This is a genomic window from Microbacterium sp. SW12 (assembly GCF_055391095.1).
This window is the reverse complement of sequence record NZ_AP024335.1, coordinates 1,128,834-1,143,856: the sequence shown is the minus strand read 5'-3', so window position 1 is coordinate 1,143,856 and position 15,023 is coordinate 1,128,834. Positions and strand designations below refer to the sequence as shown.

Sequence of the window (15,023 nt, the reverse complement as noted above, 5' to 3'; positions counted from 1 at the left end):
GAGTAACTCATGTCACTCATCGTCGAACGGCAAGACACCGCGACACCGCACGAGGGCGGGCAACCGCTCAAGATCGGCATGATCGCGCCGCCATGGTTCGAGCTTCCCCCCGCGGGATACGGAGGCACCGAGACTGTCGTGGCCGGACTGGTCGACCAATTGGTCGACCGCGGGCACGAGGTCACCCTCGTCGGGTCCGGCAGGTCCGGAACGCGCGCACAGGACTTCAGACCCGTGTACGACACGCCTCCGTCGCATCTGCTCGGATCGAGCGTGATGCCCGAGCTCGTGCTCGCCGCCGAAGTAGGACGGATCATGGACGAACTCGACGTGGACATAGTCCACGATCATTCCGCGGCCGGCCCGCTGCTCGCGCGGCACCGACGACAGCCCACCGTCGTGACCATGCATGGTCCGGTCGCCGGTGAGAACGGTGATTACCACCGTCGCCTCGGATCGACGGTCGGCATCATCGCGATCTCCGACGCCCAGCGACGACAGGCACCAGAGCTGAACTGGGTGGGCACCGTCCACAACGCCATCGATGTCGCGGCCTTCCCCTTCCGAGAGCAGAAGTCGGACACGGTGCTCTGGCTGGGTCGGTTCAGCCCCGACAAGGGAGCGCACGTCGCCATCGAGACCGCCCGTCGCGCAGGGCGGAAGATCATCCTCGCCGGAAAGCTCACCGAACCCTCGGAGAAGGCGTACTTCGACCGAGAAGTCCGCCCCCTGCTCTCCCACGACGCCGAATACATCGGCGAGGCCGATACGCACCTCAAACGCGAACTGTTCGCGAACGCCGCGTGCCTGCTGTTCCCGATCCAGTGGGAGGAGCCCTTCGGGATGGTGATGGCTGAAGCGCTCGCCTGCGGCACGCCCGTGATCGCCACGCGCCGGGGAAGCGTCCCCGAGATCGTGCGACATGGGGAGAACGGTTTCATCGCCGACGCTGCCGACCAGCTCGTCGAGGCGGTCCAGCGCGCCTCGGAGATCGACCCGCATATGTGCCGGAACGATGCCGAGCAACGCTTCGACCTCCCCGTGATGGCCGCGGGATACGAGCGCATCTACCGCATGCTTGCCGAGGGAACCGCGGAGATTCGAACAATGACCGGAACCGCCGACGCATCGGAACCCAGGAGGCGGAGCGACAGGACATGACGGGACTGTCTGACTAGCGGTGGATCTGGTCGGGCCTGACCGAAAGGAAGGGTGATGACCGATGTCATCGAGATGATCGATCCTGTGACGGGGGGAGATCATCGACGAGCAGCAGCTCGCGGAGCAGCTGCTGAAGCAAGCGTAGGAACGGGGCGTCGACCTCGGCGGCCCGGACGGGTTGCTGAACGGACTGACGAAGCGGGTGCCGGAGACGGCGCTCGAGGCGGAGATGACCGAGCACCTCGGCTATGAGAAGCACGCTGTGTCGACCAGCGAGAATGCGCGCAACGGGACGAGGTCGAAGACCGTGCTGACCGAGGTCGGTCCCGTGCAGATCGAGGTTCCTCGGGACCGGGACGGGTCGTTCGACCCGAAGATCGTCAAGAAGCGGCAGCGGCGGTTGACCGGGGTCGACGAGATCGTGCTCTCGCTCGCCGCGCGTGGGCTGACGACCGGGGAGGTCGCCGCGCACTTCGACGACGTCTACGGAGCCTCGGTGTCCAAGGACACGATCAGCCGGATCACCGACAAGGTCATCGAGGAGATGACCGAGTGGCCAAGAACCGCGGCGTCGAGGACGTGTGCATCGTCGTCTGCGACGGCCTCAAGGGCCTGCCAGAGTCGATCGATACGGCGTGGCCGCTCGCGACGGTGCGGACCTGCATCATCCACCTGATCCGTAACACGTTCCGGTTCGCGTCCGGCACTACTGGGAAGAGATGGGCAAGGACCTCCGACCCGTCTATACCGCCCCACCGAATCGGCCGCGGTCGAGCGGTTCGAGGAGTTCGACGCGAAGTGGGGCGGGCAGTATCCAGCGATCACGAAGCTCTGGCAGAACGCGTGGTCCGAGTTCGTGCCGTTCCTGGACTGGGACGTCGAGATCCGCCGGATCATGTGCTCGACAAACGCGATCGAGTCCCTCAACGCCCGCTACCGCCGCGCCGTGAGGGCGCGCGGGCACTTCCCCAACGACGCTGCGGCGCTGAAGTGCCTCTACCTCGTGACCCGCTCGCTTGACCCCACCGGCAGGGGCAGGGCACGCTGGGCGACGAGGTGGAAGCCGGCACTGAACGCGTTCGCGATCGCATTCGAAGGCCGAATCAACTAACCATGCGCTCGGCCAGATCCACCGTTAATCGGACACACTCTGATGGACGTGTTCCCCGACCTCGGTGGCGTCGGGGGTGCTGCCCGGCTCCACGAGATCGTCGGCGCGCTGCTCATGGCTGTCCTCGTCACCGCTGTGCTCATGCTCACCGTCTGCGCCATCGCGTGGGCGGTCGCATCATCCTGTGGCAGTCACCAAGCCGTGACCAAAGCCCGCACAGGACTGTTCGCCGCGGTCGGCGCTGCGATGCTGGCCGGGGCCGGCGTGGCCTGGCTCAACTTCCTGCTGGACGTCGGCACTGGGCTCTGAGCCATGCGTTCCGCCGTGCGGGTGCCATCGCCTATTGGGTTCTGTCAGGTGTTGAGGGAACGTTCGACCCAGGCGCGCAGCTGCGGCGCGGGAACGGCGCCGACCATGCGGTCTACTTCTTTCCCGTCGCGGTAGACCAGAAGGGTGGGGATCGAGGAGACGGCGTGGCGTTGGGAGATGCGTGGCGAAGTGTCCGCGTTGACCTTGGCGACCTTGAGGCGTCCGGCGAGGTCGCGGGAGAGCTGGTCCACGACCGGCGAGATCTGCCGGCACGGGCCGCACCAGGGCGCCCACACGTCCACCAGCACGGGGAGTGTCGCCTCCCCGACCACCGTGTCAAACGAGTCATCGTCGGCGTCCACGAGCCAGGGCAGGTCGGTGTGGCATTTGGCGCAGCGCACCCTGCCCGGACGCGCCTGGGGCACGCGGTTCTTCGCCGCGCACCCCGGGCACGTCACGACGCTCACAGCCACACCCCGTGCCGGGCGAGGACGGCCTGCACCTGGCGGAGGCTGGGCTCCATGAGCCACTCCCCGTCGATGTGCACGACCGGAGTGCGCAGCCGTCCGCCCGTTAGCGCCTCCAGGCGTGCTTGCACGGAGGGATGGTCGTCGAGGTCGACGTAATCGTATCCGACACCTGCCCGATCCAGCGCCCGGCGGATCAGCTGCGTGATCCCGCACCAGCGGTTGCCGTAGATCGCCACCGGCACCGTTCGCGTGCGGGGCGCGCGCCGAGGGCGGGTGGGCGTGACATCCCAGATCGTCATCACTGCACCTCCTTGTCGTCGTTGTTGCGCTCGTTGTCGTCGTTGTGCTCCTCGACCGCGACGAGGTCGAGGGCGTCAACGAGCGCGTCGAAGTCCGGCAGCTCCTTCAGCCGCTCGGACACGTGAGCCCAGCGGATGATCCCGTCGGCGTCGACCAAGTAGACGGCGCGTTCGCTGTGCCCGTCGGCGTTCCGCCACACGTTGTACGCGCGGGCCGTCTCACCCCGTGGCTGGAAGTCGCTCAGCAGCGGGTAGCGGATGCCGCGCACCGCAGCCCACGCGCCATGACTGTAGATCGAGTCGACCGAGATGCCCAGCAGGCGGATGCCGCGGGATGCGAACTCGTCATACTCCTGTTGGTACAGCTCCAGTTGCACACTGCATCCCGGACTCCAGTCCAACGGATAAAACACCAGCGCCACCGGAGACCCGCGCAGCTCCGAGAGCCGCACGATCGTGCCGTCCGCGGCCGGGAGCGCGAAATCCGGCGCCGGCGTCCCCGGCTCCAGACCCGTCGTCACCCGGGATCCGTCCATCGGAGGCGCGCTCCGATAGAGTTCGCGAACCGCAGCCAGATCGTCCGCAGGCTCTACGACGGGGGCGGTCTCGATGCTCGTCGCCGAGTCCAACAGATCGAAGGCGTCCATCACGCAACCCCCGTTCTCCGAGAACGGACGACGTGAACGGGAACGTTCCCGCGCATCCGGAGCCCGGGGCCCTTCCGGGCCCCGGGCAGCCACCGGGTCAGGAGTCGACCGAATGCGCGGGTCGGGCTTTTGGGTCCGCGACCTCCTTCTCGGCCACGCCCGCCCCGATCGCGTGCGGGGTAGAGGACGAGGATCCTTCGACGGCGACAGCGACCTTGCGCGGGAGCGCATCGGCTCTCACCGGCAGCGTGATCTTCAGAACGCCATCTCGATAGTCGGCCGCGATCGCATCCAGATCCACCTCGTCGCTCAGCGCAAGCTGCCGAACCACGCGCGCGGAACTGCGCTCGCGGACCAGCCAGCGCTCGCCGCGGTCCTCCCGTGAGGTATCGCGGTCCGCGCGGATGGTCAACAGCCCCGCCTCAGCGGAGACGTCGATCGACGACGGGTCGAACCCCGGAAGATCGGCCTCCACTACATAACGATCATCCTCCCGGTAGAGGTTGATCGGCGCGGAACTCAGCGCAGACTCCGGGAACCCGGAGAAGAACGCCGAGCTGATCCGGTCCAGTTCCTTGAACGTATCGAACAGCATCATCACTCTCCTCTCGTGTATTGAGTCACCTCGACTCAATTTTACTCTGGGTGACGCACGAGCACGCAGATTTATTCCCGCTCGCGCAGAAGAATCTCCGCGCCGAGAACCATGCATCGTGCATCGCTGTCGCACCTAACTGTCGAGATCTATCTCGGCAGCATCAAAAGTGTCCCGCGTCAAGTAGTTGGCAGGATTTCTTCTCTTTCGAAGGTGGGGATGGTGGGGTCGGCAAGGCCCAGGTGCACGTCCATCGGCCGGTTCCAGGCGATCGCCTCGTGAGGACGGATCTCGTTGTATTCGATCCGGTAGTCCTCAGCGCGTTCGACGAGCGTCATCGCGTCGGGGATCTCGTCGAGGAACAGCCGCTCGTACTTCAGCGTCCCGAACCCGCGTTCGCGTGACCCGTTCTGCCCGGGCGATTTCACCCGAGTGCGGACGTGCCGCAGCTCGGGGTGACGCAAGATGAACAACTCGAAGTTCATCGACCGGAACGGGCCACCATTGTCAGTCACGAGGGTCACGACCGGCAGCAGCTCGCCGGTCTCCGGGTCGACCTGACACTGATCGACGAGGGGGTGCCCGAACATGCGCTCGTAGTCGGTCAGGGCGAGCTCGACGGCGGCGATCGCGTCATGCTGGTTCGCCGTGGGCGAGGTATGGAAGGGGTGCTCGGAGGGTGTCAGATGGTTTGTGTAAGGGGTGGTGCTCCTAACTGATCGGAGACACTGATGACCATGGTTGACAAGCAGACGCGTGAAGAGCGTCGGCGTGAGCAGCGTGAGGGCGTGGAAGCGCTCGAAGCGTCGGGCGCGCTCGATGGCCTCTACGCGATGATCGATGCGGGCGAGGTCCGCCTCGAGGGCAAGGACGGGCTGATCCAGCAACTCATCAAGGCCGGCCTCGAACGGGGTCTGCAGGCTGAGTTGACCGAGCACCTTGGCTACGAGAAGGGCGACCCCGAAGCCTCGCTCCACGAGAACTCGCGGAACGGGTCGTCGGCGAAGACCGTCGCGACCAGCGTCGGCGATGTCGAGCTCGCGATCCCGCGGGACCGTGACGGGTCCTTCACGCCCGTCCTGGTGCCCAAGGGGTCGCGTCGCGTGGGTGGCCTCGATGACATGATCGTGTCGCTCTACGCGGGCGGGATGACCGTCCGCGATATCGAACATCATCTGGTCTCCACGATCGGCACCGAGATCAGCCGAGAGACGATCTCGAAGATCACCGATGAGGTCCTCGACGAGGTGATGGCCTGGCAGCAGCGACCGTTGGAAGTGTTCTACCCGGTGATCTACCTCGACGCGATCATCGTGAAGGTCCGTGATGGCGCGCACGTGCGCAACAAGGCCGCTCACATCGCCGTCGGCGTCGATATGGACGGCATCAAGCACGTCCTCGGGATCTGGATCCAAGCCACGGAGGGCGCGAAGTTCTGGGCCGGGGTCTGCGCGCAGCTCGCGAACAGGGGCGTCGCGGACGTCCTCATCGTCTGCTGCGACGGTCTCACCGGGTTCCCCGAAGCGATCGAGGCGACCTGGCCGCAGTCGACGGTCCAGACCTGCGTGGTGCATCTGATCCGCTCTGCGATGCGGTTCGTGAACTACAAAACCCGCAAGGCCGTCGCAGCCGCGCTCAAACCGATCTACCAAGCCGCGGATGAAGACGCCGCCCTGGTCGCCCTCGCCGAGTTCGCCGCCTCTGAACTCGGGCAGGCGAACCCGAACACGGTCCGCGTGTTCGAGGACGCCTGGGAAAGGTTCACCCCGTTCCTCGCGTTCCCGCCGATGCTGCGGCGGGTGATCTACACCACGAACAGCATCGAGTCGCTGAACTACCAGCTCCGGAAAGTCACGAAGAACCGGGGCCACTTCGCCTCAGACGACGCGGCCGTGAAGCTGCTCTGGCTCGCGATCTGCAACATCGAAGACAAGCGAGCCCGCGACCGACTCAAGGAACGCGGCCGAGCCCGCGGAGTCAAACGCAACGCGGAAGGACGCCTCGTCGAAGGGCAGATCACCACGAACTGGAAGCAAGCCCTCGCGCAACTCGCGCTCGCCTACCCGGACCGAATCCAGCCCTACCTCTAAACCCCGAGCCCCGCCCGCTTACACAAACAACTTGACAGGCTCGGTGCTCGACCTTGGAGAACCAATCCCGGCACCCCGCGATCCGCCACGTCCCACCCTGGGTGGTCTCGAACTCGCTGAAGTCCAGCTGCCACACCTGGTTCGGGCCCGTCGGGTTCCTCGCGAACGCCGCCTTACGGTCTCTCGCGAGCTCACGGCGCTGCTTCTGATACTCCGACGGCAGGTTCAGCCCGTCATCGCGCAGCAGGCGCAGCACGGTCGCCTGCGACACCCGGTGCCCGTCGTGGCGGGTCATCGCCCAGATCTTCCGATGACCCCACGCCGGATGCGCCAGCGCGTGCTTGGTCGCGAGCGGCCTGGCCGCGTCCCGCGCGGGCTGCGGCCACGGACCCTTCGGCGGGCGATCCGCTCTCGCTTTGGCCTGCCAGCGGCGATACGAACGCTCGGGCACGCCCGTCAGCTTGCAGAACCTCGACGTCGGCATGCCCGCCTCCAAACGGATCACCTCGAGGTCCTCGAAGGGCCCAGCCGGCCCTCCGCGCTCTTCTTCCACACCCGGATCTCGACCGCCGCCTCACCGAGGGCCTGCGTCAACTCCGCGACCTCATCCTCGAGCTGCTGCTCCCGGGTCGAGGGTTTGGACTTGCCCGCCTCGATGCCGGCCTTGCCGCCCTCGAGGAACTGGCGCTTCCAGTTCCCGATCGCTTGCTCGGACACCTTCTCGCGGCGGGCGGCTTCGGCGATCGTGATCTCGCCTTGCAACACGGACAACACGATGCGGAGCTTCTTCTCTACCGGGATCGTCGGGGGACGACTCATGCTTCAGACCTCTCAGCTGGGGCGTTGCATCAGCAACTAACTACCCCTGCCAAACATTCTGACGCGCGACACCAGCGAGCAAGCCCTCGACACCCTGGCCCCGTACAGGCCGCACCCATCACTCACCCCGAAAGGAGGAACACCATGAACACCAACCCCACCCACAAGAAGACCCCGCTGCCGAAATGGCTGCGCCAAGTCGATCAGACCGAGCACGCACACTTCGTCATCGACGCGTGGCTCGCTCTCGACCCACACACGCAGCACACCCGCCTCGCGCGCCTGATCGCGGCGACCGTCCACGGCGGCGCGAGCAGCGCACTGGAACGCTTCGCCGCGACCGGAATCCTCGATGCCGAGGCAGCGCTCACCGAACTCAACCACGTCACCGTTCCCCTCGAGCGGGAACCGTGGCTCGACGCTCTCGGCCGCTACATCATCACCGCGGAGCGACGGTCATGACCGAGCATGAGCCAACCCCAATCGTGGAAACCCGCCTCGCCCCCGAGCGCACCCCACCCGACTGGCGTCGCCTCGAAGTCGTCGCCCGCCGATACGAACACCCCCTCCAAGAAGGCATCGCCAGAGCGCTGACGAACAAGACCGAGATCGACGAAGGCACGGCGCGCTGCATCGCCCACGTACTTGGACGGGCACTCGGCCCCGATTCCCGCCTCGCAGCGTTTGCAAGAGACGGCGAAGGAAACTACTTCGACCTACGCGACGAATATCTCGACCTCTACAACGCAGAAGAGGCAACCCCAGAGGTCAAGGAGCTGATCAACTGGCTCGGCACCTACCTTGTCGCAGCAGAGAACCGCGGCTCCGGAGTGAGACCACGCGACGCAGCTCAACCACCCCGGCTCGACCGCTTCCTCGTGCGAACCCGGGTCACCACAAGCGGACGCCCGACCACCATCTACGTCCCCGGCACCCTCAACAGCAAAGACATCGAGACCCTCGTCGTCGGCCTCGAAGAGTGCCAAGAGTTCTTCGGCGCAGCCTTTCGCGCCTACCTGTCGCTCCCCGACGTGAACGCCGCCGACAACGACCTGCTCGACACCTTCAACGAGAACTACGCCGGAAGCTTCGACTCCTACGAAGACGCCGCCCACTTCCTCAGCCCCCTCGAGGATTGGGAGATCGAACTCGCCAACTGGGCCGACGATCACAGGCTACCGCACGACGCCGTCGAACTCCACGTTGCGACTTGACTCATGTAAAAGGTCCGGGAACGGTGGCGTTTGCCTCAGATAGGAATGTCCGCGTAGTTCTCTGGCCGTGTGAGTCAGGAGTTGTCGATGGCCGCGCGCCGTGAGATCACGAAGAAGTTCGCCCGCGAGTATGTGCGGGCGGACAAGCATGCGAAGGGCGAGATCCTCGACGGGCTCGTCGCGGCGACCGGGTGGACGCGGGATCATGCGCGGCGGGCGATCCGATCCGCGAACGCCCGGACCGGTCCCGCGGGCCGGCAGCCCCGCAAACCGCGGGAGCGGAAGTACTCCTACGACGCGCTCGTGGTGTTGCAGGAGGTCTGGCGGCTGTCCGGTCAGCCCTCGGGCAAGTACCTCGCCGCGGTCATGGACGACACCTTGGAACGGCTCGTCCGGTTCGGTGAACTCGGCAAGGTCGGCCCTCGGGTCACCGACCTGGTGCTCGACGAACTGCGGTCGATGTCCGCGGCGACGATCGACCGGTACCTGAAACCGCACAAGGATGCCGCATACCCGGTCGCGCTGTCAGGCACGAAACCGTCGCACATCCTGCGGTCGTCGATCCCGCAGCGCACCGCGATGGATGCCCCGCTGACCGTGCCGGGGTTCTTGGAGCTGGACACCGTCGCGCACTGCGGCCACACCCTCAAGGGCGAGCACCTGTGGACGTTGAACGCGACCGACCCGGTGATCGGGTGGACGATGATGCGCACCGTCCGCAACAAGGCGTTCGTGCACGTGCACGAAGGGCTGAACTGGATCGCGAAGCACGCGCCGGTGCCGATCGCCGGGATGGACTTCGACAATGGATCCGAGTTCCTGAACTGGTCAGTGATCGCCTGGGCCGACAACCGCGACATCCCCCTGACCCGCGGACGACCGTACCAGCACAACGACAACGCGCACATCGAGCAACGCAACGGCGACTGGATCCGCAGACACGCGTTCCGCTACCGGTACGAGACCGACGCGGAAATGACGCTGCTGAACGAGCTATGGGACCTGGTGATGGCCCGCAAGAACCACCTGCTGCCCTGCGTGAAAGCGACCGGCTGGACCGCCACGAGATCCGGCCGAAAGAAGCGGATCTACGACACCCCCCGGACCCCGTACCAGCGACTCCTGGACAACGGCATCCTCGACGCCAAGACCAAGACGCGCCTCGAGCACGAGCATGCCAAGCTGAACCCGGCACGCATCACCCGACGGATCAACCAGATCCAGCAACAACTCATCGAACTGGCCTCAGCCCGCACCCAGGGAACCCGACCCGCCGCATGACCCACGCGGACATTTCACGTGAGGCAACCACGAATCACACCCGGACATCTTGACGTGAGGCAAGGCGCGTTGACTACGTCATCCAACAGACGCGAGAAGCCTACGACCTGATCGAAGAAGGAGGCCGCCTCCATGCGTTCGGTACCTAGCCAGCTCGAGCCAAAGAGGCGTGGACGCCCGCGCGCGGAGCGCGATATCTCGGTCACCCCGGCGTGGAGAGCGCGCCCGGACCCGAGGCGACTCGCTCGCATTCTGCTCGGAATCGTGGCGCATCTCGACGCACCAATGCAGGGCGGCGGATCTGACATTGAGAGGGAAGACCGACATGAAAACGAGTGACGAGCGAGGTGAAAACTACATCGCCGACGTTCCCCCGGTGGACGGCGGTCGAGGTGCCCGGAAAACAGACGAAGGGCTGGACTTCTTGGCCAAGAAGAGCGTAAATCCGGAGGACCTAACCGAAGGAGGGCCTCATATGTACCAAGAAGGCGAGGAAGCGGCAGCTACCCTGGCGCAGCCGAATCTCACATCCATCACCGGACTCGAGCATCTATTTGAGGACGACGACGGGTTAATCATTCCGCTCCGCACAGGCGTGGCTGTCAGCTACCTGCGCGTATCCACGACTCGTCAGCTCAATACCGCTGCTGATCTCGATGAGGATGGCAACAGCATCGCAACGCAGCGAGAGTGGGCGATCCGCAAGGCGAAGGAGCTCGGCGTACCGATCCTCCGCGAGTTTGTTGAACCTGGACAGTCGGCGCAGACCATCGACAAGCGGCCAGAGTTCAAGAAGCTCCTGCGCTTCGTCGAGGCCAACCCCGATATCCGTTACGTCGTGATCTACATGCGCTCTCGCGTCTTCCGCAACCACCTCGACGCTGCCATCACCAAGCGCCAACTGCGCGACAAGGGGGTCGAGCTGATCTCGGCCAAGGAGAACTTCGGCGACGGGTACATGGGCGATGCGATGGAGGCCATCACCGACGTCGTCAACGAACTCCAAGTCCGCATGAGCGGTGAGGACATCCGAATCAAGATGGCCCACAAAGTCGAGCGGGGCGGAAGCGTCGGGCGAGCGAAGCTTGGCTACCTCAACGTGCGCAAGGACTTCGACGGACGCCTCGTCAACACGATCGACGTTGACCCCGTGCGCGCACCGCTCATCATCTGGGCCTTCGAACAGTACGCCACGAACCAGTTTTCGATCACACAGCTCCAGATGATGCTCGAAGATCAAGGCCTGACTACGCGACAGTCGAGCAAGCGGGCCGCGAGGCCGCGGTCGAGCAGCCAGCTCGCGATGATCCTGCGCGACCCGTATTACACCGGAGTCATCCGTTACAAGGGGAAGCTCCACCCGGGCAGGCACACGCCGCTCATCCCGAAAGAGCTGTTCCTCTCTGTGCAGAAGATCCTCGACGGACGGAACCGCAAAGGTGACCGTGACCGGATTCACTTCCACTTCCTGCGGGGCCTGGTGTACTGCGCCGAATGCAAGGCGGAGGGGCGCACGAGTCGACTCGTCTACAGCCAGAACAAGGGGCACGGCGGCACATACGAGTACTACGTCTGTACAGCGAAGCAGCGCGGTCACTGCTCGATGCCGTCGGCGCGACTCGACGAACTCGAAGACGAGGTGGCGCGACGGGTCGCGGCTGAACGCTTCGATGCAGACGACATCGCGTCCGTACGTGAGGAAGTTCGACGTGCCCTCGTCGAACTCCAAGCCGCGGATCAGGAAGAGAAGGACGCCCTGCGCACGCAGCTCAAGAAGCTCGAAGGCCAGGAGGAGAGGCTCATTGAACTCGCCGCCGACGGCACGATCGCCGTCGAGAAACTGCGTCAACGCCTCGAGTACGTGACGCTCCAGAAAGGCGCCATCACAGAGAAGCTCACCCGGACCGTCGAACGCATCCGGCACGGCGTCGACAAGGCCTTCGCGTTCGTCGATCTCCTAGACGATCCCGCGGCGCTCTACAGGCAGCTGCCCGACAACGTCCGCCGCGAGCTGCTCACCGCGTTCTTCACGCGACTCGACGTCCAGGTGACCGACCGTGAGGTGAGCATCGGCGTCGAACGCACCGAACTCAACGCCGGCCTGCACGACTGGCGCGCCCAGCACCGCCTCAGCGCCGCAGCCCACACACCAACCAAAGAAAAGAGAGCCTCCCGCATTCCTGCGGAAGACTCTCTTTCGGACCTATACCCGCTTACTCAGTCCAAAGGTTTGAATAAGCCTGTATTGGTCGGGCTGCTGCGAAACTACTGCCAACAAGCGCGGAAAACCGCGGAGCTGGCCGAACTCTTGGCCACCGCCCGCAACTCGACGCGGAAGCCGGACGACCGCCCGCTCTCCCGGCAGAACGCCCTCCACAGGTCGGTCGTCAAGCTCCTGATCGAGGACTACGAAGCCGGAGCGTCCACGTACGAGCTTGCCGAGCGGTACAACGTGCGACGCAACACCGTCCGCGACACGCTCCGCCGCGCAGGGTTCGACCTCACCGTCAAGGCGAAGCACGCGGCCCTCAGCGAGGAACAGAAGGCCGAGGCACGGCGCCTGTTCGCCAGCGGGACGACCCGTCGCGAGCTGATGGAGATGTACGGAGTGAGCGAGTCGACGATCCGGCGAGTGCTGCGCCGGCGATGAACAGCACCTACTCCTCGTCGGAAGGATCAGCAGTCGCGAAGCCCTCCTTCGCCATGTCGCGGCGGCGTCGCGAGTGCATGCGTTCCAGGAGTGGAACGTCCTTATCGCGATAGGCGTCGTCGTTGACGAGTAGCCGGGCGGCCCAGATCAGTTGAAACGGAACGTGCGGTACGAGCTCTGTACGTTGAAGCGGCGGCCTTCCTTCCGTCGCTGCAGGAACCCCGCCACGGTGTCAACGTCGTCCGGCCGCATGCCGAGCGCCCGGCACTTGGCGCGCACCTGTTCGACGGTAATCGGCACCCAGCGCTCCGGCCTGTTCATCATGTCTGCCTTGAGTTTGTCTTCTTCATCCACTTCAAACCAGACGAGTAGCCAGCCGCCATCGCCGCGATGTGCTCGAGAATCCCATCCACCCCGTTCGGCAACGGTTCCTGCCGATCTGCTGGCTCCTCGACAGGCTGAGGCTCGACGGTGCGCCCATGAAACAGTTGGACAGGGTTGGCGTCTTCGATCCACTCCGCCGTCTCGTCCTCATTCCACTCGATGACCGCAAGCGCGTCAGCGTCAACGCTCCACAGGCCATTCAGGTGCTTCCGGTTCGGCCAGGCGTAGAGCACACGGCGGCCCGCGAGCGACCCCGTCGAGAAGCCCCTCCATGAAAGATGAGTGACTCCAGATGTCGCCACCAGCCGCTTCAGGATGTCGCTGTGCACCTGCTTCTGCGGCGTCACGACAACGACAGGACCGCCGGGTTGATCCGCGAGCCACTGAATCGCACGCAGGTTCTGCGGCTCGCGAGAGGTCTCCCCCTCGCTGAGCCGCGAGATCGCGACGGGGAACTGATAGGCGTCAGAAGTCATTGCACATCTCCTCGCTTGGGATCGTGAGACTCACGGTATCCGCAGCCTCCGACAGTCCTCGATTGGTCAACCAACCCGCCTCAGACCTCTGACGGCCATCTTCGATGTCGGAGGGCGCGGATAGAATGGAAGCACAACAAAACAGTGCTCGTTGATTGAGGTGCCCGAGCGGGAGAGGGTTCGACCCCCTCGCCTTGGCAGGAATCCTTGCAGCAACCGTGACTCTCGCAGCTATCCGTCTTTTTTCTGAAATTCGAATTGACAAGAGGGTGAGGCATCGCATGGAAGCTAATTGGAAAACAAGGCAACACCGCAGCACCAAAACAAACATCCCGAGAAAGTTCTGGCAGTACCTATTGGAGACAATCTGGGCGATGGCTGCGGGAGCTTCGGTTAGCTCGCTCGGTTCCTGAGTCAACGATTACAAGGCGTCGTTGACCAGCACGGCGTCCTCATCCGTTCGCATCCCAAGTGCCCGGTACTTAGTTCGCACCTACTCACCAGTGATCGACACCTTCGCATCCCAAGTGCCCGGTACTTAGGGCGTGTCTGATAAATAGTTCGGGGTCGGGCTGAGAGTCTGGGATGGTGTCGCGATTCCAGTTGCTGTCGGATGCCCAGTGGTCGTTGATCGAGGGGATGCTTCCGCGTCCGACAGGTAGGAAGGGACGCCCGTTCTCGGACGCGCGGACGATGCTTGAGGGCATCATCTACCGGTACCGGTGCGGGATCGCGTGGCGGGATCTGCCTGAGTCTTTCGGCCCGTGGCAGACGGTGTGGACCTGGCATCACCGGATGGCGACGGACGGCACCTGGGACAGAGTGCTCGCGAAGCTCACCGCCAGCGCGGACGCTGCCGGGATCGTGGACTGGTCCCTGTCAGTGGACTCCACGATTGCTCGGGCGCACCAGCACGCGACGAACACGACCCGCACCACAGGGGGCTGGATCGAATTACACGAATCCGCAGGAAGAGCCGCCTGACCACGGCATCGGCCGCTCCCGCGGCGGGCTCTCGACGAAGATTCACCAGCTCGTCGACGGGAACGGGCTGCCGCTGGTGACGCTGATCACGCCGGGGCAGGCCGGCGACTCACCCATGTTCCTCCCCCTGCTGGCGCACCTGCGCGTCGCGCGCGACGTGGGTCGGCCGCGCACGAGACCGGACGCGGTCCGCGGTGACAAGGCATACTCGTCCCGCGCGATCCGCGGGCACCTCCGCGCCCGCGGAATCAGAGCCGTCATCCCCGAACCCGACGACCAGAAGGGCCACCGCAAACGGCGCGGATCGCGCGGTGGCAGGCCCGTCGGGCTCGATGCCTCCGACTACAGGAACCGCAACGTGATCGAACGCCGGTTCTGCGACGTCAAGCAGTGGCGCGGCCTCGCCACTCGCTACGACAAACACGCCATCGTCTACCGCGCCGCGGTCCTCATCCACGCCGCAATCGCGTGGACCAAACAATTATCAGACACGCCCTAGTTCGCACCTACTCACCAGTGATCGACACCCAGCG

At 64.9% G+C, this 15,023-nt stretch carries 17 protein-coding genes and 1 pseudogene; 9 read left to right on the top strand and 9 right to left on the bottom strand.

The genetic code is table 11. From position 1 onward, the window contains the following. Positions 1 to 9: 9 nt before the first annotated feature. The 3 genes and pseudogenes from MICSW_RS05715 (at position 10) to MICSW_RS05705 (ending at position 2,581) form a co-directional block, all read left to right on the top strand. Positions 10 to 1,161, top strand: a complete 1,152-nt coding sequence (locus tag MICSW_RS05715) for a glycosyltransferase family 4 protein (protein ID WP_434969667.1) — start codon at positions 10 to 12, stop codon at positions 1,159 to 1,161. Between the two features lie 72 nt (positions 1,162 to 1,233). Then, positions 1,234 to 2,272: pseudogene (locus tag MICSW_RS05710) on the top strand (IS256 family transposase). A 42-nt stretch (positions 2,273 to 2,314) separates the two neighbouring features. Beyond that, a complete protein-coding gene (locus tag MICSW_RS05705; protein WP_464497514.1) occupies positions 2,315 to 2,581 on the top strand; it encodes a DUF6112 family protein in 267 nt (88 codons plus the stop codon). Between the two features lie 44 nt (positions 2,582 to 2,625). Here the strand turns inward: MICSW_RS05705 and trxA are convergent, their stop codons facing one another. The 5 genes from trxA to MICSW_RS05680 all read right to left on the bottom strand — a co-directional run bounded on the left by trxA (position 2,626) and on the right by MICSW_RS05680 (position 5,182). Then, on the bottom strand, positions 2,626 to 3,048 hold the full coding sequence (gene trxA / locus MICSW_RS05700) for a thioredoxin (protein ID WP_464497509.1): 423 nt from the start codon (positions 3,046 to 3,048) through the stop codon (positions 2,626 to 2,628). Then, entirely contained in the window at positions 3,045 to 3,350 is a 306-nt protein-coding gene (locus tag MICSW_RS05695) for a glutaredoxin family protein (RefSeq protein ID WP_434969665.1), read from the bottom strand. The genes trxA and MICSW_RS05695 overlap by 4 nt, the downstream gene beginning before the upstream one ends. Beyond that, a complete protein-coding gene (locus tag MICSW_RS05690; RefSeq protein ID WP_434969893.1) occupies positions 3,350 to 3,997 on the bottom strand; it encodes a redoxin domain-containing protein in 648 nt (215 codons plus the stop codon). Before MICSW_RS05690 ends, MICSW_RS05695 begins: the two co-directional genes overlap by 1 nt. A 97-nt stretch (positions 3,998 to 4,094) precedes the next feature. Beyond that, on the bottom strand, positions 4,095 to 4,595 hold the full coding sequence (locus MICSW_RS05685) for an Hsp20/alpha crystallin family protein (RefSeq protein ID WP_434969664.1): 501 nt from the start codon (positions 4,593 to 4,595) through the stop codon (positions 4,095 to 4,097). A 176-nt stretch (positions 4,596 to 4,771) separates the two neighbouring features. Further along, the gene (locus tag MICSW_RS05680; protein WP_464497499.1) at positions 4,772 to 5,182 is read right to left on the bottom strand and encodes an integrase core domain-containing protein; all 411 of its coding nucleotides are present in this window, start codon (positions 5,180 to 5,182) and stop codon (positions 4,772 to 4,774) included. Positions 5,183 to 5,323: 141 nt separating this feature from the next. On the opposite strand from MICSW_RS05680, the gene MICSW_RS05675 reads away from it, so the two are divergent. Next, positions 5,324 to 6,682, top strand: a complete 1,359-nt coding sequence (locus MICSW_RS05675; RefSeq protein ID WP_464497426.1) for an IS256 family transposase — start codon at positions 5,324 to 5,326, stop codon at positions 6,680 to 6,682. On the opposite strand, the gene MICSW_RS05670 is transcribed toward MICSW_RS05675, so the two are convergent. Next, positions 6,609 to 7,166: an IS3 family transposase gene (locus MICSW_RS05670; protein WP_464497494.1), complete on the bottom strand. Its 558-nt coding sequence runs from the start codon at positions 7,164 to 7,166 to the stop codon at positions 6,609 to 6,611. The genes MICSW_RS05675 and MICSW_RS05670 overlap by 74 nt on opposite strands. A gap of 17 nt (positions 7,167 to 7,183) precedes the next feature. Then, the gene (locus MICSW_RS05665) at positions 7,184 to 7,501 is read right to left on the bottom strand and encodes a transposase (protein WP_195692783.1); all 318 of its coding nucleotides are present in this window, start codon (positions 7,499 to 7,501) and stop codon (positions 7,184 to 7,186) included. 144 nt (positions 7,502 to 7,645) lie between these two features. Between MICSW_RS05665 and MICSW_RS05660 the strand changes: the two genes are divergently transcribed. From MICSW_RS05660 to MICSW_RS05645, 4 genes are all read left to right on the top strand, one after another. Further along, complete coding sequence (locus tag MICSW_RS05660) at positions 7,646 to 7,963, top strand: hypothetical protein (RefSeq protein WP_464497489.1); 318 nt, start codon at positions 7,646 to 7,648, stop codon at positions 7,961 to 7,963. Then, positions 7,960 to 8,715 carry a hypothetical protein gene (locus MICSW_RS05655; RefSeq protein ID WP_464497485.1) on the top strand — a complete coding sequence of 252 codons (756 nt, stop codon included), beginning with the start codon at positions 7,960 to 7,962 and terminating at the stop codon, positions 8,713 to 8,715. The genes MICSW_RS05660 and MICSW_RS05655 overlap by 4 nt, the downstream gene beginning before the upstream one ends. An 87-nt stretch (positions 8,716 to 8,802) precedes the next feature. Then, positions 8,803 to 9,996 carry an integrase gene (locus MICSW_RS05650; RefSeq protein ID WP_228179575.1) on the top strand — a complete coding sequence of 398 codons (1,194 nt, stop codon included), beginning with the start codon at positions 8,803 to 8,805 and terminating at the stop codon, positions 9,994 to 9,996. Between the two features lie 475 nt (positions 9,997 to 10,471). Next, positions 10,472 to 12,646: a recombinase family protein gene (locus MICSW_RS05645; protein WP_464497480.1), complete on the top strand. Its 2,175-nt coding sequence runs from the start codon at positions 10,472 to 10,474 to the stop codon at positions 12,644 to 12,646. A gap of 147 nt (positions 12,647 to 12,793) precedes the next feature. On the opposite strand, the gene MICSW_RS05640 is transcribed toward MICSW_RS05645, so the two are convergent. Both MICSW_RS05640 and MICSW_RS05635 read right to left on the bottom strand, forming a co-directional pair. Beyond that, positions 12,794 to 13,000 carry a hypothetical protein gene (locus MICSW_RS05640; protein WP_464497476.1) on the bottom strand — a complete coding sequence of 69 codons (207 nt, stop codon included), beginning with the start codon at positions 12,998 to 13,000 and terminating at the stop codon, positions 12,794 to 12,796. Next, positions 12,967 to 13,506, bottom strand: coding sequence for a hypothetical protein (locus MICSW_RS05635; protein WP_464497471.1), 540 nt, complete (start codon positions 13,504 to 13,506; stop codon positions 12,967 to 12,969). The genes MICSW_RS05640 and MICSW_RS05635 overlap by 34 nt, the downstream gene beginning before the upstream one ends. 588 nt (positions 13,507 to 14,094) lie before the next feature. On the opposite strand from MICSW_RS05635, the gene MICSW_RS05630 reads away from it, so the two are divergent. Next, positions 14,095 to 14,989, top strand: a protein-coding gene (locus tag MICSW_RS05630) for an IS5 family transposase (protein WP_464498253.1) whose coding sequence is annotated in 2 segments (ribosomal slippage) — positions 14,095 to 14,445 and positions 14,447 to 14,989 — 894 coding nt in all. Because the reading frame shifts where the segments join, the coding sequence is not laid out codon by codon here. The last annotated feature ends 34 nt before the right edge of the window (positions 14,990 to 15,023 follow it).